A 20,864-nucleotide genomic window follows, 5' to 3' on the forward strand; every position below is an offset into this window, starting at 1 on the left:
TATTACATCAATGGGAACGTCATCACAAAACACGTTTCTGGGCATTGGGTTAATGTTAACCGCACCTGGATCAGTTCCGCAATCTCTTTGACAATCAGCAAGCCAAGTCCTGTTTTTCGTCCGAAAGGCCTCATGATATCTTCGTTTCCATCTAAGTCAGGAGAATTGATAACCTCCATCAGCTCATCGGATATACCCTGGCCCGTATTGGAGATCATAAGCCTTACCTGACCTTGCTCATCCGTTTCGGAGAAAACCCGGATAACGCCTTTGCTGGTGAATTTCGTCGCGTTGTCAATGAGGTTGTGGATCATAATGGCAAGCATCTGATAGTCTGATGATACCGTGAGGTTGTCGGGTAATTCATTTAAAAACTGGTTCCCATTAAGCGCTATGACGCTTCGAAAGATCTCAAATTTGTTTTCAACCAGTACTTTCAGGTTAACATCCTCAAATTGAACACTGTTTCCGTACACATGCAGCTTAACATAATCCAGCAAGCCGCGCAGCAGATCGCTCATCCGCTGCGACGAGTTGGAAATAACCTGCCCAATCTCTGCGACCGTCTCGACCTCGCCTTTTTTGACCATCGCAGGTATCGCCCCGGAGGTCAGTATAATGTAGTTGAGCGGGGACTGAATGTCATGTGTCATGGAGGCCAGCAGCCTCGACAGCATATGTATCTGTTTGCTCATTTCGTTCTTAGACGCTTCAATATCGCTGAGTGCGCGGTTGAGGCGCTCGGTACGTTTGGCGACGATCTCTTCCAGCCGCGCATTTTCCCTTGAAATATTTCTCAGCCGTAAACTATTATAGAGGTAAACGACGAACAAAAACCCGATCAGAAACAGCACTCTCACCCACCAGTTCTGATACCAGACAGGCGGTACAATGACCAATATCGTCCGGGTCGTGTAGTTATTTTTTCCAAAGCCATTTATCTTCCTCACAATGAGCCTGTGCGTCCCGGGATCCAGATTCGAAAAGGTAATGCTGAAATCTGAACCTGGAATCGGTATCCAGTCTGTCGGCCGGACAGCATATCCTTCTTTCACCAAAGCATAAGACAGATTCAGGTTATTTACATTGCCAAAATAAGGTGTTGAAAAGTAAAACTTGGTTTGCACCGGGTCGCCCGGAAGTGTTAGTGTGTCACCGTTTGTCGGCAGAAAGCTGCTGTTTACCTGTATTCTGTCTAGCATAAAGCGTCCGTCCGGAACTTTGGCAGTAATCTGATCAGGACTAAACCATACCAACCCCTTCAATGATGGCAGCGAAATGTACCCGCTTTCCAGTTTTACTCCGCAAGGTTGGCAGCCGCCATTGAATTCATTCGTCCGTAACCCGTCGCCTTTCGAATGGTACATATAGAACAATTCCGAAACCGGCAATTTCGCATAGTTCAGTAAGTCTTCCACAGCCATCTGAAACAATCCTTTGTCCGTCGGTATCCAGAAAAAACCCCTATTGTCCTCCACAATGCAATGCGGCCTGCCCAGATATTTGTTTTTATCGAGCGGAAAGCGCACCAGCTTATGATTACTGTACAGTAACAACCCTTCCTGATTGGCCACCATCCATGTACGGCCTTCATTGTCTACATATATACTCTTGATATACAAATCCTTTGTCGCCGGTACAAGTCCGTTCTTCTGGCCATTGGCCCCAAATGAGTAAAGTCCGCTGATTGTTCCTGCCAGGATTTTCCCCTCACGGTCCTCCTGAAAGTAGGTTACCCTCATGTTGTCCTGGATCTGCCTGGGTTTAGGCACAGGCTGCGCCATGTCGATGAAATATAATCGCTGGGCAAGTCCTATCCAGATGTTTCCGTGGCTATCCTCAAAAAGGTGTTTGACCTCTTCACCAAAATTCTGTTCATAGACAATCTTCTCAAGATGCATGTCCAGCCGGTACAGTATGTCGCCTGCCTTGACCCATACCAGCCCGGTCTTATCCCTCAAAAGGGTTCTTTTATCATTCTGGTTGATCTTTTCCAGAAAAGGAATCTTATCAGAAAAGGTCTTTCCGGTAACTGGATCTTTTCCCAAAATGATCCCGGTAGGTGTCATGACAGAATTTTTACTGTAATCCAGTTGGGCATAAAAGACATTGTCCATATCCTCGCCATCATGCGTCAGCGTTTCAAATGAATGTTTCGTCAATACAAAAAGGCCATCCGAAATGCTGCCCAGGAATAACGTCCCGGTCTTTGTCTCACGGTGAACGGAATATATATTGAAACTTTCGAGGTCAAAATCCTGCAGTACTAGACTGGTGGCGAGCCTTCCGTTTCGCTCTTTATCGACCGAATACAGTTTTTTACGATAATAAAAATAGACCTGATCGCTCGCAATGTTCCAATACAGGGCCAGTCGGTCAAAATGGGTATCGTATCCGTTGTCCCGAATGAGGTCACCGGAAATGTCAACCTTAGAAATACCATTACCCGTGATCTTGCTCAGGGTACCACCCTCGTCCAGATGGTACAGCACCCGGCCCATCGTAAAGAATTTCCAGAACGACTTGCCGGCAACAGGTGTTTTGTATAACCTCTTCTGATCATTGTAAAACGACACCGAGGAGCTGTCGATCACATACGTATTTCCGGTTCCGTATCCGACTGAGATTACATAATGTTTCGGCCTGGCAATGTCGCTCATGTAGCTGGGCAGGCCCGCAGCCAAAAACGTATTCCGGTCGCCTTCCCGGATAAACGGAACGCGCTTCATCCTTCCATCGGTATACGCCGAATCGTTCCACGCCCTTCCATTCTCGATCCGCACATATTCGCCACCGTCCGTCGCCGCGTACAATGCACAGTTTGCCAATTCCATTGCCTGCTTGCCATTGTTCTGGATAGACGGTAACAGCATATAAAAACGGCTGCTGGTAATGCCCAGGGAAGACTTATCGACATAGTAAAAATGATGGCCGTCAAACCGCGCCAGTCCGTTCTCAGTTGCCAGCCATATATATCCCTCTCCATCAGGCGCAAGACTTTTGACGCTGTTCTGGGGCAAACCATTATCATCAGTAAAATGAGTCACTGTGTAACCCGTTTGGGCCACAGTATTTTCTGACATTAATAAAACGAAAAGTAGGATGGTTAAAAGCCTCTTCAATACAAATTGATGTAGTACACGTGCAATTATATAAAATTAATTCGACAAACTTTAAGCCTCATGATGTACTATTTTTGAAAAAATAACACAGAATTAAAGTTTTTAACGTTTAAAGTTATATGTTTGTAGAAATTCAGCTACAAAATGAATTCTGACCAACTACAAGCAAAATACAGACGGAACGTTCCAGATAGTTAAATAGGCATATTTATTGCCAGTTACATAGTGCTAACATACTCAAATGTAGCTTAAAACGTGATCTAAATCCTTAGCAAACCCTAAAGGCAAATGAAAACAAACTATTTCTTCCCTGGATTTGACTTTTGTATTGTTCAGCTTCGCAAGTATATCCATGCATACGAGGTGTTTACCATCATGCTAACGGATGGGCGTATTGTACATTATCAACCCCAGAATGTTACAGATTTCCGCAACTGGCTTTTGCAGCATCAGGTCGAAGATTTAAGATCATCGATTGGAAATCAAATGGTCGCCTGATCCATTTTTTACGCTCAAAACTTCATCGAGAATCCATTTTTATCAAACAAAAAAACCAGCGGAACATACATCCCGCTGGCCTCAGTTTATCAATGAAGTCGTTAACTAAAACGGCATTTTATAATTTCAATTCATCCTTCGACGGCACCTCTACATTGGAATAGGTGATCAGCGAAACTTTGCCCTTGGCCGCGTCTGCCGGTACCGTCACTACAATCTGCGTGGCCGACTTGCTTACGAATTTGGTAACTGCAGCGGCCGATCCGGTAAACAGCACACCTTCCGCCAGGTCGAGGTTAGTACCTGTGATGGTCAGGCTTTTTCCTTTCGTGGCAGGGTTGGGAGCCAAAGTCGTGATCGTCGGCAATGTAACGACGAGTTCTTTTTCTGTTTCCGTACTTAAAGGTTCGGTTCCGCCCGAGTACAACACAAGCTTACCTGTTTTTGCATTCACTGGTACGGCCACTACCAGTTCGGTCATTGTCTGGCTGACGAATTTGGTGACAGTGGTATCCGGCGCAAAGGTCACGCCATCCACCCAGTTCAAAAATTCACCCGTAATGGTCACATTTGTTCCCGGCTTAGCTTCCGCGGTTACCGTTTTAATGATTACCGGCACTTCAAAGCTCAGTATGGTTTTCGAAACAATGTCCCCGGCTGCTGTTTTCAATGTAACCAGCCCTTCCTCCGTTTCCTTGGGAACATTGAGCGTGATCAGCTCCGCTGTTTGTTTTAAAAATGCAGAACTCGGTACGCTGGCTCCGGGCAGTTCAATGGACGTCACTTTGTCAAGATTATTTCCAATAAAACTGATCTCTTCACCTGGCTTAACACCCGATGGCCCAAAGCTGAGCAATTGTACTTCGCCGGAATTCACTTCGTCATCATCATCATTACACGCGGTAATGAATGCAACGGACAGGATCAGGCACATCAGAGAGAGTAATCTCCTGTTCAATATTAATATCTTCATTTTTACAGTGCTTTTTTGAATGTTTACTTACGAAGGACTTTGGGAACGATCCTGAAATTATCGAATGAAATGTCGGCATCCAGATCGCCGCCACCATGGAACAACAGCCTGGTATAGTAGCCATTTTTGTTCACTTCCAGCTTTGATTTGTAGCTTCCCGCCACTTCCTCGAACGGGATCACCACGGTTCGCCATTCTCCCTTAGTATCGTAAGGCGGCAGCCATTGATAAGGCGTGTCATCAAAGCCACTACTCAGCCCGGCACTGATTTTCAGCACGTTGTTATTATAGGGCTTCACAGTATTTACTTCAAATTTCAGGTTATAGTCAGCCGGTTTCAATATTGCTTCGTCCGGGATATTCTTGCTGATCGCGCCCATTGCATCGGGCGGCCCGCCAGCCACTTCCATCCAGTTCCAGCCTGCAATTGCTTTTTTAACGCGGATATAATTGCCATTGATTGCGACAGGATCGCCCGCCGCCGGTTTGGTTACCACATACGCAGCATTCCACCAGCCTGTGAATGGATCACTGCTCAGGAAAATGTTACGGTTATCAGCAAACCAAAAGTCTGATTTAGTCTCTCCGAAGTTCGTGGTCACGGTAATCTGCCCAGGCTGTACGTCTTCCGGAACGGTTACTTGTATTTCCTGGTCTTTGATCGATACGATCGTTCCTTTTTTGCCCCCGGCAAAAGTGACTGTTAAGGGCTCATAAAAGTAATCTCCCCGGATGGTGGCCACACTTCCCGCCGGTACGTACTCACTGACCATACTCGAAACAAGCGGCTCGCTGATCTTCACCTTGAAAGCATGTTCCAATGTCCTGCCATTTGAAAAAATGATCTTCATTTTGTTGTCGATCACAGCCGGGATCATGGTAGGCACGCTGACAAGAATGGTTTTATTGGTAATGTAAGTAGGTGTCAAACTCGCTTTCTGATCATTGAACCAGATTTCGGTCGCACCTTGCAAATTTTCTCCTACAATCGCTATCAGGCTGCCCTGCCCTGCGCTCACCAGCAGCGAATCACCGGAAGCCGGGTCGGTAATGCGGACGTACTTGATACTGGGCTCGCCATTGTTCGGAAGGTCCTCTTCCTGGCAAGACATAGTTACAGCTGCCATGGCAATGATTACTGCCAGCAGCAGCATTGACTTATATATGAATTTCATGTGATTTCGCATTTGTAATGACCATTATTGGGTTTACTTGGAATAATAATCAACGGCAGGTTTTTGCAGGTTTGGCGCCTGGCTCAGCTCGGCCGACGGGATCGGCAGCAGGAAATTACCACTGTTGGCATTGATCATCCTGTCCGTCACGGCTACCCACGAAGTTTTGGTAAATGTCCATGAAGTCGGGTCCGGGAATTGATCGGGCTTGGTAAAGAAAAGTCCCCTGTCCTGCTCATTCAGAATGGCGTAAGCTTTGGCAGCATTGTAATAATGCAGGCTCACAAGGTCGTACCAGGCCATTCCTTCCATTGCAAATTCGACGATCCGCTCTTTGAAGATCATATCAAAAGTAAGCGCACCTGTCACCGGTGACAAGCCAGCGCGGGTATGGACCTTATTGAAATAGGCCAATGCTTTTGCATCACTGGTCGAGGCTGCATTGCCCATAACAGCCTCAGCATAAACCAGGTACATTTCAGCCAGACGCATCATATATGTATCATTGCCGTAGTTCTGCTGGGCTGCCTGCCCGCCCACGTCGGCTGCTTTTCCGGTAATGTATTTTTTGATGGAAAGGAAATTATTGTCAGAACCCGTGAAAGGGAAGATCAGCTTCTGGGTGCCGCCTGGAATCGTCTGGGTGATTTCGGGATAGCTCGCGCCGGGCAGCATGAATGTCGCTTTTAACCTTTGATCCAATGTCCTTCCCTGCAATACCGTCTCAGAGGTCTGCTTGATCCCCTCATACTGCTTCATCATCCAGAACGTGGCACTTTTGTCTCCACCCCAGCCGTCGCCATTGGCGATATCGGAACTATACGCGAGGTATGCTGGTGTTGAGTTTTGCGTTCCCCAGGCGCCGGGAGAGTATACCCATTGCAGTGAGAATAACGACTCGGGATTGTTGTCGTAAGGGTATAGGAACAAATCGCTGTACTTACCCACCATTGAAGCCCCACTTGTGGTGATGACCCTTTCGGCATAGTACTTCGCACTGTCCAAAAATGCCTGGTTCCGGTTACCCGAGCCCCCTGCTTCCACGCCTGAGCGCGTCAGGTAAAACCTCGCCAGCATTCCTTCCGCCGACCATTTGGTAATGCGGCCTGAACGAACGGGTGTTTCCGGCAAATCTTCCGCTACCTGGCGCATTTCGCTGGTGATGAATTTCCATACGCTTTCAGGCGTATTTCTTTGCACTGTGGTGTCAGCCAGCAATTCCAGGTTATTTTCAATGACCGGCACAGCGCCCCAGTTCATCACCAGAAATCGATACGCCAATGCCCGCATAAACCTTGCTTCGGCAATCGCATGTTTTTTAATCGCAGGCGAAACTGCTGGCCCGGCATATTTATTAATGTTCTGGATCGCGAGATTGGACTGCCCTACCACGATAAAAAATGAACGCCACGACGAGCCATTCTCAGGTGTATTTCCAGTGGTGTTGAACAACACATTACCTCTGTCGTTCCAAGCCGAAAAGGCTGTTCCGGCACGAAAATCGCCCAGATTGTACGACGCCTTGTCATTGTAATCGAACCATACTTTACTGTAAAGCAATGCAGTACTGGCCAGCACCTGATCGTCCGTCTGGTAAAAACCGGCATCTACGATGGAGTCTTTCGGTGGTCTTTCAAGGAAATCTTCCGAACAAGCCGACAGCAATGCGACCGGCAGTATGAATGCAAACCAGGTATATATTTTTTGATAACTTTTCATCTCGATAGTTTTTAGAAATCCAAGCCTAAACTGAATGTGTAAACCGGTGTCAGAGGGTACCGTCCGTAGTCGAGGCCGATGGCCTGGTTGGAGGCACTCGCATCGCGTGATACATAGGCCCCTACTTCCGGGTCAAAACCTGAATAACCGGTAATGGTAGCCAGGTTTTGCGCACCTACCGTAAATCTGGCCCCTCTGATCACTTTTTGACGTGATACCAGCGATACCGGCAGATTGTATGTCAGCGATACATTTTTCAGTCTGATAAAAGAACCGTCTTCTACCCATTTGTTGGTATGTCTTGCAAAGTTTCCGTTCGGTCCGTTCGAGATCCGCGCCACGTCGGTATCAGGGTTGGACAAGCCTACTGTACCGTCTTCTTTCGTGATCGGTTTGGCATAATCCATGGCATGTACCAGCAGGTTGCGGCTCAAATTGATGTTACTCGCATTGGTGTTCAGCTTGCCGAGGTAGTTGTAAACATCATTACCATAGGTACTGGTCAGCAACACGCTCAGGTCAAAGCCTTTGTAGGAAAATGTATTGGTAAATCCTGAAAACAGCTTTGGCCATGGATTACCGATCACCGTCTGGTCATTTTCATTGATGATCCCGTCGCCATTGATGTCCTTGAATTTTACATCACCAACCCAGATATTGTTGACATTGACCGGCAGCTTTACGCCATTGTTATCCACAGGCAATGCGCTGCTTTCGATCTCAGCCACCGACTGGAATATACCTTCCTCGATGTATCCACGGAACAGCCATGGTGCCTTTCCTACTTCCGACCGCTGCGTCCAGTCGGCCATCCACCACGAAGTACGGTCTACAAATGCCGCGTCGGAATAGAATGACTTGATCTTGGTTTTAAAGCTCGACAAATTCAGGTTCGACTCCCATTTGAATCCGCCCCTGTTGATATTGATCGTATTGACTGTGAAGCCCCAGCCTTTATTTTGCAGCGCGCCAATGTTCACAGTTGGCGAGCCCACAGCGCCGGTACCATTAGTTCCCATATACCATGGCAATGGTTTCTCCATCAGCAGGTTGTCGGTATTCTTGATATAATAGTCAAATTCAAACTGAATGCGGTTTTCGAAAAGAGCGAGGTTGATACCGAAGTTATTGGTTTTCGTTTCTTCCCATTTCAAACCTGCATTGCTGTATTTGGTGGGCAAAAAGCCGGTAGTAGTGGGAGTGGTCCCGGTACCAAGCGGCGAGTAAATTCCTCCGCTGCCCTGGTTACCTGTGACACCCGTTTCAAATCTCAGTTTCAACTCACTGATAGCCGGTACCTGGAAAAATGCTTCCTGCGAAACCCGCCATGCGGCCGAAACGGATGGGAAGAAGCCCCATTTATTATCAGCTCCGAAGTTCGCCGAACCATCGCGTCTCACGGTACCCATAATAATGTACTTATCGCCGTAGTTGTAGTTGAGCCTGCCCAGGTATGATTCCATTGCCCAGTCGCCCGATCCTCCTGAATTACTGGCCGTTAATGCGTCACCTGCTGCGAGGTCAAGAATATCGTTCGTTAAAAAACCTGTACGTGTTCCTGCCAGGTTTTTCCAGGACGATTCCTGCGATTCATGGCTCAGCATGACATTGATACTATGCTTCCCAAATTGCTTATTATACTCCAAAAGTTGGTTCCAGTTCCAGTATGTGTTTACGCCGGATCCATTGTTATACGATGCGGTCACATTCTGCGCCCAACCGATTTTGTAAGTTGGCACATAGTACGACGAGTTTGAAAATCCCAGGTTTGTGTTGAACGACGAGCGCAAATTCAGGCCTGGCAGAATTTTCACGCCAACATTGAGGCCTCCCAAAAACTGTCTTCTGACCAGTTTGTTAGTAGTCAAATTGGCAATTGCGATCGGGTTAACAGGTGCAAACTGATTTGCTCCGTTATTCTCGTCGCCACCGCCCCAGGTACCGTCAATGTTTCTGACAGGAACTTGTGGCGTTAATTGCAAAGCACTTGAAATCACGTTTTCCTGGCTGGTGGTCAGGTTATCATTGGTTTGGTTAAAGCTCAGGTTTGCCCCGATCGTTGCCCATTCCCTGGGTTTGTTGTCCAGATTAAGTCTGAATGCGTACCTGTTAAACCCCGATCCAAGCGCCACACCTTCCTGTTTCAGGTATTCTCCTGACAAATAATAAGTTGTCTTGTCGTTTCCCCCACTCAAACTCAGCTGATGTTTGTTCATCGGGGCGTTTTTAAAAAGCTCTTTCTGCCAGTCCGTTCCTTTGCCCAGCAATGACGGGTCCAGAAATTCTGCGGGCGTATCACCACCTGCCAGCTGGTGATACTCACCCACCATCTGCGCGTATTGTTTCAGGTCCATTACCTTCAATGACGACGGCGGTGTCTGCACGCTGTACTGGTAGCCATATGATATTTTGGTATCGCCCGATTTCCCTCTTTTTGTAGTTACCAAAAGCACCCCATTCGTAGCGCGGGAGCCGTAAATGGCCGTAGCAGAAGGCCCCTGTAACACTTCGATAGATTCTATATCAGCCGGGTTCAAACCTGCCAACGGGTTGGAGGAGCTCTGCTGCCCATACGAAACCGACTGTCCCTGGATCTGGACCCCATCCACTACATACAATGGCTCATTACTCCCGCTGATCGAGTTTACACCGCGGATATTCACCGATATCCCTCCGCCAGGCTGGCCTGAGTTTTGGGTTACGTACACACCTGCGGCACGACCCTGTATGGCTTGTTCCAATGTAGTATTGGTTGTTCTGGCAATGTCTTTGGCTGATACCGAAGTTTGTGCAGTGGTGAGGTCAGCACGTTTCATTTCTCCATAGCCTACTACTACCACTTCTTCCAATGCTTTGGTATCCACTTTGAGAGCGATATCGATGACCGACCTTGACCCAACATTCACTTCCTGAGATAAATAACCCACAAATGAAAAGATGAGCGTATTGTCCCCCGAGGCCAGTTCCAGGTCGTAGACACCGGCCGAATTGGTAGTGGTTCCGCGCTGTGTGCCTTTCACGACCACACTTACCCCGGGCAAACCATCGCCCTTCTCGTCGGTTACCTTACCTTTTACACCGGCAAGTACGGCCGTTTCGGTGGTTTCAGCGGCTACATTGCTTTCCGGTTCAATGCTATCATCGGTGAATGAACTTTTGTTCTCCTTAAAAAGCATAACCTGCTTACCAGCAACCTCGTACCGTATTGAAAGGGGACGAAAAAGTTTATTCAGCGCCTCAGCCAGCGGCTCATTGGAGGCATTGAAACTCACTTTGGCCGATGATCTGATCTCGTTTGGATTATAAATGAACTTAACCTCAGAGGTCCGTTCAATGGAAGACAGCACATTTTTCAGGCTCTTGTCCTCCATTTTGAGCGTGATCCGTCTCTCCAGTAACTCCTGGGCAGATAAACGGTCATGGCTAAACGTCACTCCCGTGAAGACCACCGCGATGCATAACTGTAATAAGGATAATTTCATAGTATCCCACACAATTGTTTTGAGAAAATAAATTCCGGGCATAACTTTAAACACTTTTTGTTCTAATGAAAGATTGGGGCAAAAAACTCACTGGACCCTTTCCGTGCATTCGGAGGGTATTACAAGGTGGGGCATTCGAAGGCCAGTGATGTCGCAACCATCATTGGCTTTTTTTATGTACCTGACGTAATTATTTTTTCATATTTCGCTGGTTTCGTGGTTGTTCAAGTTTGACAAAATTATTTACACCCGTCACTGTAAATAACCACCTGCCCGTCGATCATTTCATACCGGGCTTTGATGATCTTACAGATCAGGTCGAGCTGCTCATACATCGGCAATCCCGAAAGATTGGCGGTTAGCAGACAGGCTGAGAGCACTTCTTCATTAAAAATTATCTCTATACCATATTCCTTTTCCAGTGTCCTGAATACATTTTTAACAGGAACTTCATCAAACACCAGCGCAGTAGCGGGTATTTCCGAGATACGCTGTGGACTGTTGACGATCACTTTCACCAGCCTGGATTCCTCTTTATCGAAAAGAACCTGCTGGTTAGGTTTCAACACCACGCCTTTTATTTCCTTGGACAATGACTCTTTCGCCGATTGTTCTTCCAGTTTCGAATAAACCGAAACACGACCTGTTTTCACTGATACGGAGGCATTTCTGTCTTTTTCAAATGACCTTACTGTAAAGCTCGTACCTAGTACCTGCGTTACCAGCTCGTCGGTTAGCACCAGGAATGGCCTGTTGGGATTACGCGTGATCTCGAAAAACGCCTCTCCTTTCAAATGCACTTCTCGTTTGCCTTTTGCAAAAGTTTTGGGGTATTCCAATTCGCTTTCAGGCTGTAACGTTACAGTACTGCTGTCTTCGAGCATAATGGTCACAGGGCTGGACGTGTGATTGTAATGTACAACGCCCGATTCCGCATAATGACGGCTCACAGCAGACTGTTGCCCCGGCAAACTTCCCTGCTTGTATTGGCTAACCAGCCAGCCGAGGCCAAGCGCAAGCGTGAACATAGCTGCTACCCGCGCATAACTCATGTACCATAGCTTCCTGACGGGCGTAGCGTCAGTTTCTTCCGGCCGTTCCTGAATCATTCTTAGGGTAGTGTCCACACGGCCCCTTATTTCAGCGTCATCGGTCTGTCCCGATTTTTCGGCCAGCACATACAAAAACGCGCGCGCATCCTCCACCTCTTCCTTTTTGTCGGGGTTATCATGTAGCCAGTCTTCCCAAAAAACTTCCGCATCCCGGTCCTGCTCTATTATCCACGACCGGAAATAGGGATCAGTTACAAAATCTGTTGTCTTATACTTACGATAATTCATCATGGGGGCGTATGTCCTGTTATTACCGAGATACCGGAACAGTCACGCAGATACCATGATATTTATATTTTTTTTTGAAATTTTTATAAATATATTTTTAACTACTTGACATTCAAGAGCATAAAATAAATAAAAAGAGGCCGATCGAGGACAGGTCCAGGTGCTTACGTAGCGTGGAATAAGCCAGTTGAAGCAAGTTTGAAACGGTTTGCGGGGTAATGGACAGGATATCCGAGATTTCTTCGCGGTTTAGCTCCTGGTAATATTTAAGATAGATCACTTCACGTTGCCTGACAGGAAGTGCATTCAGCTTTTCGGCAACCAGCCTGGTTTTATGGGATAGCGTTTCTTCTTCGATCAGCCACCATTCGGGTGAAAATTCCACCGGAAACTGGCTGTCATCATTCCAGGCAGTGTTGCTTTCTTCCGTTAATCTGAGCTTGCGGCGATTGCGGAAAATTTTGCGGCGGAGCGATACAAATAAGTAGGCCTTGACATGATCCGGTTCAGTCACACGTGTCCTGCTGTTCCACAGATCTATAAAAATATCCTGGATACAGTCTTTCACAAATTCATCGTCTTTCACAAACTTATACCCGTAATTCAGCAGCGCTTTGTAGTGCACATGCATCAGTTGTCCCAATGCCTGGTCGTCACCCTGAATTAACTCTTTCCAGAGCCGGATATCTCTAAGTTGAGAGGAAGTTCCACCAATAATCATGCCGCCGTCCGAACTTTGTTTTCCTTGTCAAAAATCAAAGTTAAAAGAAAATATATAACTAATGAACTAATAAATATTATTTTAAACAGAGAAGTGTAAAATCAACATTTAACCAGTTTTTTTCAGTTGAGAAACGAATTCTATATATTTGTATGTTGTGAAAATATAAGGCCCACAACTATAACAGTTTACTTTAAGACCATGAACAAAACGGCAAGTGCACCAGTGGCAGAAGCTGCCTATGGTGCGAAAAAACTCAGCAAGAAAGAAATAGTCAAGAAAATGCTCGACGACAAGGACCTAACTGAACGTTTTTTCAACGGAGAAATATCCATAGACGAAGTACATGCCAAAGGAATTAAATTCGTCACGCCGATATGATGTAGTTAAGATAAACTCCCTTAAATATGAGTTCATCACTGACAGACAGATAGCATACGAAGCCTATTTCAGCACATCTGAAGGGTATTTCCCAGATCACCCAGAATTCGATCATCACATATTGAGCTTCACCTTCGGGCCGGTTGGCATTGGGGGTGAAGCTCGTCTTTTATCAAAGGATGAAAGATTTGCCCTGTCTAAGCAAATTGATCCCAGGGTAAGAAAAACTATTCAATATTTACTGGCAGATTCCCTAAAAAACGCTTCTATCCAGGGGATAATAGTCATTTTTGATGCTCATAAAGGCCGCGACAAATGTCGGCACAGACTGTTTGATTCGTGGTTTAAGGAAGCTTTAAGCATTGTAGAATTCGGGGTTTCGAAATACGATTCCGATTTGGCTGGCCTGGGAATAGGATCAATATTCGTAAAGGACAATTGGGAGCACCATCAAGCCGTTAAAACCTCTTTCCTTAGCCTTTCAGATTCTGAAAAGTAATCTCCATTTAGTGATACTACCACGTCAAACCGCATTGGAAGACTCGCCTTTGAGGAAAGAAAAAATGTAGTTATAGAAATCCTCAGGTATGAAGGGCTTGATGAGGTATCCTGAGAAACCATTCGCCAGTGCGCGTTCTCGTTCATCTTCAAAAGCCGAGGCGGTCAATGCAATGATGGGTATTTGGGGGTTCACCTGACGGATGAGTGCGGTACTTTCAAAGCCATCCATCACCGGCATTCGCAGGTCCATTAAAACGAGATCATAGGTATTCTTTTGAAACATCTCGAAGGCTTCCTGACCATTACTCGCGGTATCAAACAGAATTTTTTTACGTTGCAAAAGCATTGTCGCCAGCAACAGGTTCGTCTTGTTATCGTCGGCAACCAGCACCTTAATCTCCGGGAAAGTCACCGGGGCCGTTTCATTTTCTGGCAATGTCATAACCTGCTCCATTTTATCCTGATAAGGCAATTTTAACTGAAATGAAAACATGGAACCTTTCCCTACTTCACTTTTGACCACGATCTCGCTTCCGAAAAGCCGTAGCAGTTCTTTGGTAATGGCCAGGCCTAGCCCGGTACCACCGCTTTCCCGCTGGCCGGTCGGCTTGGCTTGTGTAAAAATCTCGAATATCGAACCTTGCTCGGCGGCCGGGATGCCAATGCCGGTATCAATGACTTCAAAATTGAGGACAACGTGGCTTGGGTCCTTCGCGGCTTCCTCTACTACAAACCTGACCGACCCCTCAGCGGTAAACTTAATTGCATTGTGGATCAAATTGGTAATCACCTGATTAAGCCGTACAGTGTCGGCAACAAGTCGGCGAGGAAGGTTCGGGTCTACTTCGAAGACCAGGTCTAAATTTTTCTCATTTGCTTTGGGAACAAATGTCTTTCTCAGGTTTTCAAAAAGGAGACCGGGATCAAATGGTACCGGGTCGAGTACCACGTGATTGGAATTGATTTTGTTGAAGTCGAGCACCTCGTTCACCACGGCCATTAAATGATCGGCTGAAAATTTGAGCGTATCGAGCAGTTCCTTAGATTCCTTTTGCTCGGTTTCTTCCTGGATCATCAAATGAACAATCCCGACAATACCATTCAGCGGCGTACGGATCTCGTGGCTCATCATGGACAAGAAATCTGACTTAGCCCTGGTCGCTTGCTCGGCAATCGTCTTTTGCTTTTCAAGCGCCTCGTTATGTTCCTGCAGTGCATATCTGAAATAAAACTCACGCTTGTCTTTTATGTAACTCAGCCTGATTACAAAAGGAAAAAGCAAATTGGCCATCATCAGGAACATTCCGCCCTGCGACAGAAAAGTCGCTAAAGTAATGTCACTGAAAAAATGAATGGATATGGGAAACAGCGTCAGACAAAGTCCCGAAATTACCAGCGCATACCTCACCGGCCACCTGAGAACAAGCCCCGCGAAAATGATCGCCAGCGTCAGGTTCAGACACGATTGAACGTAAGATAAATGAGGCATCGATAACAGAAAGGCGTAAAAGCATATCAGGATCACGAAGGTGTAAAAACTCATCTGCTGGCCCGTGATCACCTTTTTGGAATGAAGGAACAGAAGCAAAATGATAATACTGCCGGAAAACAAATGTGTAGGGAAAATGGTATAAAAAAACGGATCTCCTACCAGATAAAACGGGATCGAAAAAACAGGATTACAGACCAGAAAAGTGAAACAGAACAACCTGTTGTGCATACGCGTCTTGGTCTCAGCCTCTTCCAGCCATAGCTTTTCAAATGCTTCTGTATAGAGGGTATTTTTCAAAGAAAATGCTATCGTAGGGTTGGTAATGCAAAACAGATATTAAATATAAGAAACCGTTCTGTTAATACGTACGAAGCTCATCTAATTTGTATAATGTCTTATTAAAGGGTTTTGAGCAGCTAATCGAATGTTATGTCATTAAAGAAATCCCTGATCTGCCGCGAGCCGATGATTTGTTTGCAACTTTCAATGGTAAGCGGCTTCTGCTGATAATCAAACACATGTTCGAAAGAGAATGCACGTTCCTTTTCCGAATCTTCCGTAGCTGAACTAACCATCACAATGTGGACCGGCGGCAAATCAGCGCGGTCGCGGATCGAACCGAGGAACTCCCAGCCATTCATAACAGGCATGTTGATATCCAGAAGCACCAAAAAAGTTGTCATTCCAGAATCGTAAGTGTTAAGAAAGTCGAGGGCTTCCTGGCCGTTGTAACATAGCACGGTTTCGCATAGCACACCGGTCTTCTTCAAGAACATTTCGTGGAGAAACAGCATGATCTTATCATCATCCACTAAAAGTATTTTTAGTTCCCTACTCATTAACCTTGGATTTTAACTGCATTATGGAGGTTTCAGACGTTTTTGTTCACCAGTATTGATATAGTGGTTACAAAAACTTCCTTTTTCCTACTAGTCTAACGAAAAAAAGTCGCAATATGAAATTATTCTTTCTTGTGTATGTAGAACTAATACTATCATATACGTTAAACATTTCATATCCCGGCCTCTTTTAATGGAAGCTACTTGCTGATCTCATGTCTGTTTTTTTATTGGCATAACATTTACCCGGTTACATTTGAGTAATCTTACCGATCAACCATTTTAATCCTTTTCATCATGGAAAAACTCTTTGACATCAACTGGCAGGACATGTGGACGCCCAATATTTCATTGTTTGAAGTGTTCATCAGGGGAACATTAACATACTGGTCTATTTTCCTGTTGTTGCGGCTTTTCCGGCGGGGAACAGGCCAGTTCAGCGTGAGCGACATTCTGCTCATTATTCTGATCGGCGATGCGGCACAGAACGCTATGGCCGGCGATTATAAAAGCATTACGGAGGGAGTTGTGCTAATAGGAACCCTGGTGTTTTGGGACCTCGCGATTGACTACCTGGGTTATAAATCGCGCGTATTCAGCAATTTTGCACAGGCAAGCCCCAAATTGCTGATCAAAGACGGAGAATTTCAGTTCAAAAACATGCGGCGTGAGTTCATTTCAGAAGAAGACCTGGCCAGCTATCTCAGGACAAAGGGCATTGACGATCCTAAAAAGGTGAAGGCCTGCTACCTGGAAGGCAGCGGTAACCTGAGTGTTCTGGAAAAAGATTAAGCGCAGTCAGCCCATCAGAACCAGAACCCGATCTGCAAAGAGATGCGCGGCTTTTCTTCGCTTTTCTCTTTTGGAATAAATGCCCCGACCGAGAATGTCAGGATGTCGACCGGAGCCAGCCAGATACCCCCACCATAGTCGTAGTGCCAGTTTTTGGACGGATCATCGTCGCCATACCAGACACGTCCGTAGTCGAAGCTACCGAAAACACCATAAGTCAATGGCAATGTCGGATTGTAGCTGCTGCCAATTCTCACGCGGAGGTCGGTATCATGCCAAAGGGAAGCTTTGCCGTAAAACCTCTCGGTTCGGTAACCCCGCAATCCTTGTTTGCCGCCGATCGTAGGCATTTGGAAAAACTGGTAGCCGTTGCCAAAGTTGATGCCGGTGCCGATCTGCGACGCCAGCACAAAGTTTTCATTCTGATCCAGACTGTTATAAAATGCAAACTGGGCACGTAATGAAGCAAAGTTATCCTTGCTATTCAGGTTGGACGTCCAGTTAACGCCTGTGTTGAAACGGATACCCGAATGCGGCTGGAAGATATTGTCGACACTGTTGAAATCAAACATAAACTTCGCGCCGCTAAAATATTTAGTCTTGAAAATGTCGTTCCCCAGCCCGTTTTCCTTGCTGGTAATAAACCGTCCCGCCGTGGCTTGTACGTCCGAAATTTCGAAAACCGGCCCTAGTGTGATGAATCCGCTATTACCTGCGAAACGTTTTTTAAATGCCGGATAAATGTGTAAAACAGACTGCCTAACCCGGTAAAAATCAGCATCGTCCACCGTCCGCACAGTGGTGTTGCCCAGGCCCGCGTAGTTGAATGCATACGTAGGGCCGCGGTAGTAGGTATCCAGATAAAAGTCAAGTTTCTTGAACGCATTGATAAAATCACCGGTATAATTTACCTTGAAACCCCTGGTACTGAATGCATAGCTTCCACCGAAGGTCTGCGCCGAAGCATAAGGTTCTTTTTTGAAGCCATACTTCGTCATATTCACCTTACCGCCGATAATGAAGCCATCGTCAGGATTGGCGCCAATGTTGGGAAATGGCATTGTAATGTCGTAATTGCTGTCGGCGCTTCTACGGTCATATACATTGAACCGGTACAGACTGGTTCTTTTGTCTTTGGTATCCGGGCCGGGATTGATGGTATTGCTTTTCAGGTCGTCGTATACCAATGTCTTTTTGCCCCCTGCGCTCACCCGTGCACTATCCGTAAACACATCCTTACCCAGCCCGCCGATCAGCCTAAGCTTGATACCTTTCTGGACATCGCCTTTTACAATAAACTCATCCTCGTCACCATTGCCGTACACATTAATGGATTTGGTAATGCTTCCGTCAAAAATCCGGTGGTAGTTCTGGTGCTTGATCTTCCCATCTTTACCCGTTTCGTAAACCGTGACGCTCGTCCGGTTGTTGTCCAAACGTTCAATCAGGAAACGCTCTTCCTCCTCGGTACCGATCACATTCACGGATTCACTCACAAACTCATAGTGTGCCTTTGCAATTTTAACAAGGTCGTCGCGACGGGACCGGATATTCCTGATCAGCTCCGGCGAAGATATTTCACGGGCTTTTTGCGGCCAGTCCCCGAATGATTTGGCGATCACGTCGTCGGTCAGGTTCTTTTGGATAAATTTCGCCTGCTCCTCCCATTGTTCCCAACTCAGTTCATTCAGGAAGGTACGGTCAAAAAGCCGTGCGCTCCACGTCGTCCATTTCATACTTTGTATTTCCGGACTGAAACTTTGAAGCTGTCGCAGGAATGGAAGCGTTAGTCTCGCTACCCCGGTCAGTAAACCGTCATATTTGGAAAAAGCCTGATCTCTGTCTCTCGGAATCGGCCTGTAAAGGGTAGTACCATCCTTTTGTTTCACCGAAGACCATGCCCATTGATCATCGTGGCGGTCCCAGTCACCAATCACGAAGTCGAACAATCTGGTCCGGATCGCCCACTCTTCGTCGACGATATTTTTGCTATTTTCAAGCAGTTCTTCCACGAGTTCCGGTGTGCTCACGATCTTGTCGGGATTGCCAAAGAAATCGGCCTTTTTCCACTTCTTCCCATCGGGGCGCTCTTCCAGCAGGTTCATAGTACCGCCAAACAATGCATTATAAGTAGCCAATGCGGGCTGCGCGGGAACATAATATAGCTTCGGATTGGTATGATATACATTCACTGCTCCCGCCAGTACCGGCATCGACAGTGGTGCGAATGGGTTGGTAGATAAGAAATTATCCTCTACCAAATACTTCGCCGCAATCATTTGATTGAAAGGAAAAGGCAAAAAACGGCTCACATCCTTGGTCAGGCCGCGCAATGAATATTCCTTTCCGTCATTGTCCCGTAGCCGCAATGAGTTCGTCTGGTTGCCACCACCTTGCTTGACAGGGATCAGGCCGCCTTTCCATGCACTGAGATCCAACACGGGGAATGGATATTTTTCAAGATAAAGTGGCCTGTTGTGCTCGCCGAACAGAAACTTGTGTAAACCTCCTATCGGCTTCACTTCATTGCTGGTCACAAACCGGCTCGTAGAATCGCTATGCTGGTTATATTCGGTGAAAGCAATGGCGGGATCTGGTATCTCGGCCTCTTGCTTGTCCTTGACTTTTCGTTGAAATACGAGTTTAACGCCCTTCCCGTCAGGATTTACTTCCCAGAATTTCACCCAGGTTTCGCCACCGGCATAAAAGTTGAGTGTGGAGTAACCCAACGCCGATGAAGCATATAATGATCCTTTTCCGAGACTTACCGGACTATTTTTGGAACCGCTACCACTGACGATGAACTCCTGCCCGTCGTTTTCTATGAACTGTAGCGCATGCTCGTGGCCGCTGGCAAAAATGAATTTTCCGTTTTTCTTCGCGCCGGCCATTACCGCTGTCCGGAGGTCTTTATAATGTTTGTTGGCCACATCCTGTTTTGAACCGATGGTAGCGCGGAACAATGCACTCAAACTGCCCAGTACCGGCAGGGGGATGTACAGCTTCGGGTTCATTTCCGTCAACGGAAAAATGTGCTGCTTGATTGTAAATCTTCCCCCGTGCGGCCCATACGTATAAGGTGGGTGATGCATCGCGATCACGACATTTTTGTTACGGTACTTCCTGACCACGTTCTCCCAAACGAACCTAAACTGTTCCCGGTTTTTGATCTCGCAGCCATCATTGATCTTCGAGTCCCGGTCCCAGTCGGTAAGCCACCATTGTGAATCCGCCACGATCACGACCACGTTATCATTCATTTCAACTACCTCCGGGCCTGAACAACCATCCAGCGGCAGGAAGTAATCTTCGTAGTCATCCTTATCCGTTTTCCCGCGACGTTCGTTCAGGTATTTCTGGATATATTTTTCCTGCCTTTTCAATCCCTTGACACCCCAGCCGCGCCAGTCGTGATTTCCAGGAATGAAAAAAGGCCGGCCTTTGAAATGCTCCAATGTTTCCAGCTGCGAATTGATCCGGTATTCGGCCACTCCCCTGTTCACCGAATCTTCCGAAGGCGGCATGCCATATTCGTAAATATTATCCCCCAGAAACAGCGCAGAGCTATTTTTAGACTCGGTCGCCAGCTTTACTTTAAGGTATTCCAGCACGGGGGCACGGTTTTCAGGCATATCATTTCCCGCATCGCCGATCAGGTACATGGTATGCCTGAGTTCCAGATTTGGGTCGGGCGACGATGCCTTCCATTGAGCGCCTTCTTTTGAAAAATGGGTTTTATAACTGGCGCAGGAAGTAATGCCAATCCATAAGATGCTGAACAGTAAAAACCGGAAATGTGCATTCATAAATCGTTGAATAATGCCGTCGG

At 46.6% G+C, this 20,864-nt stretch carries 14 protein-coding genes; 4 read left to right on the plus strand and 10 right to left on the minus strand.

The features are described from left to right. Nucleotides 1–2 precede the first annotated feature (2 nt). Nucleotides 3–3,083: a sensor histidine kinase gene (locus ON006_RS16860; RefSeq protein ID WP_244820540.1), complete on the minus strand. Its 3,081-nt coding sequence runs from the start codon at nucleotides 3,081–3,083 to the stop codon at nucleotides 3–5. 327 nt (nucleotides 3,084–3,410) lie between these two features. Here ON006_RS16860 and ON006_RS16865 point away from each other — a divergent pair, with 327 nt between their 5' ends. After that, the gene (locus ON006_RS16865) at nucleotides 3,411–3,620 is read left to right on the plus strand and encodes a hypothetical protein (RefSeq protein ID WP_244820541.1); all 210 of its coding nucleotides are present in this window, start codon (nucleotides 3,411–3,413) and stop codon (nucleotides 3,618–3,620) included. A gap of 118 nt (nucleotides 3,621–3,738) precedes the next feature. Here the strand turns inward: ON006_RS16865 and ON006_RS16870 are convergent, their stop codons facing one another. The 6 genes from ON006_RS16870 to ON006_RS16895 form a co-directional block, all read right to left on the minus strand. Further along, a complete protein-coding gene (locus ON006_RS16870; protein ID WP_244820542.1) occupies nucleotides 3,739–4,593 on the minus strand; it encodes an IPT/TIG domain-containing protein in 855 nt (284 codons plus the stop codon). A gap of 23 nt (nucleotides 4,594–4,616) precedes the next feature. Then, on the minus strand, nucleotides 4,617–5,768 hold the full coding sequence (locus ON006_RS16875; protein WP_244820543.1) for a glycan-binding surface protein: 1,152 nt from the start codon (nucleotides 5,766–5,768) through the stop codon (nucleotides 4,617–4,619). A gap of 33 nt (nucleotides 5,769–5,801) precedes the next feature. After that, complete coding sequence (locus ON006_RS16880; RefSeq protein WP_244820544.1) at nucleotides 5,802–7,487, minus strand: RagB/SusD family nutrient uptake outer membrane protein; 1,686 nt, start codon at nucleotides 7,485–7,487, stop codon at nucleotides 5,802–5,804. 11 nt (nucleotides 7,488–7,498) lie between these two features. After that, nucleotides 7,499–10,969, minus strand: a complete 3,471-nt coding sequence (locus tag ON006_RS16885) for a TonB-dependent receptor (RefSeq protein ID WP_244820545.1) — start codon at nucleotides 10,967–10,969, stop codon at nucleotides 7,499–7,501. A gap of 239 nt (nucleotides 10,970–11,208) precedes the next feature. Next, complete coding sequence (locus tag ON006_RS16890) at nucleotides 11,209–12,312, minus strand: FecR family protein (RefSeq protein ID WP_244820546.1); 1,104 nt, start codon at nucleotides 12,310–12,312, stop codon at nucleotides 11,209–11,211. Between the two features lie 109 nt (nucleotides 12,313–12,421). After that, nucleotides 12,422–13,030 carry an RNA polymerase sigma factor gene (locus ON006_RS16895; RefSeq protein ID WP_244820547.1) on the minus strand — a complete coding sequence of 203 codons (609 nt, stop codon included), beginning with the start codon at nucleotides 13,028–13,030 and terminating at the stop codon, nucleotides 12,422–12,424. Between the two features lie 201 nt (nucleotides 13,031–13,231). Between ON006_RS16895 and ON006_RS16900 the strand changes: the two genes are divergently transcribed. Then, nucleotides 13,232–13,411 (plus strand): hypothetical protein, encoded by a 180-nt coding sequence (locus tag ON006_RS16900; RefSeq protein WP_244820548.1) that lies wholly within the window; start codon nucleotides 13,232–13,234, stop codon nucleotides 13,409–13,411. Then, nucleotides 13,377–13,910, plus strand: coding sequence for a hypothetical protein (locus tag ON006_RS16905; protein WP_244820549.1), 534 nt, complete (start codon nucleotides 13,377–13,379; stop codon nucleotides 13,908–13,910). Before ON006_RS16900 ends, ON006_RS16905 begins: the two co-directional genes overlap by 35 nt. 24 nt (nucleotides 13,911–13,934) lie before the next feature. Here ON006_RS16905 and ON006_RS16910 read toward each other — a convergent pair whose 3' ends face one another. Together ON006_RS16910 and ON006_RS16915 are read right to left on the minus strand one after the other, a co-directional pair. Beyond that, nucleotides 13,935–15,701 carry a response regulator gene (locus tag ON006_RS16910; protein WP_244820550.1) on the minus strand — a complete coding sequence of 589 codons (1,767 nt, stop codon included), beginning with the start codon at nucleotides 15,699–15,701 and terminating at the stop codon, nucleotides 13,935–13,937. A 119-nt stretch (nucleotides 15,702–15,820) separates the two neighbouring features. Further along, on the minus strand, nucleotides 15,821–16,243 hold the full coding sequence (locus tag ON006_RS16915) for a response regulator (RefSeq protein WP_244820551.1): 423 nt from the start codon (nucleotides 16,241–16,243) through the stop codon (nucleotides 15,821–15,823). Between the two features lie 297 nt (nucleotides 16,244–16,540). Between ON006_RS16915 and ON006_RS16920 the strand changes: the two genes are divergently transcribed. Continuing rightward, on the plus strand, nucleotides 16,541–17,035 hold the full coding sequence (locus tag ON006_RS16920; protein ID WP_244820552.1) for a DUF421 domain-containing protein: 495 nt from the start codon (nucleotides 16,541–16,543) through the stop codon (nucleotides 17,033–17,035). A gap of 14 nt (nucleotides 17,036–17,049) precedes the next feature. Here ON006_RS16920 and ON006_RS16925 read toward each other — a convergent pair whose 3' ends face one another. Next, the gene (locus ON006_RS16925; protein ID WP_244820553.1) at nucleotides 17,050–20,841 is read right to left on the minus strand and encodes a metallophosphoesterase; all 3,792 of its coding nucleotides are present in this window, start codon (nucleotides 20,839–20,841) and stop codon (nucleotides 17,050–17,052) included. Between the last annotated feature and the right edge of the window lie 23 nt (nucleotides 20,842–20,864).

It is taken from the genome of Dyadobacter pollutisoli (assembly GCF_026625565.1).
Lineage (GTDB): Bacteria > Bacteroidota > Bacteroidia > Cytophagales > Spirosomataceae > Dyadobacter > Dyadobacter pollutisoli.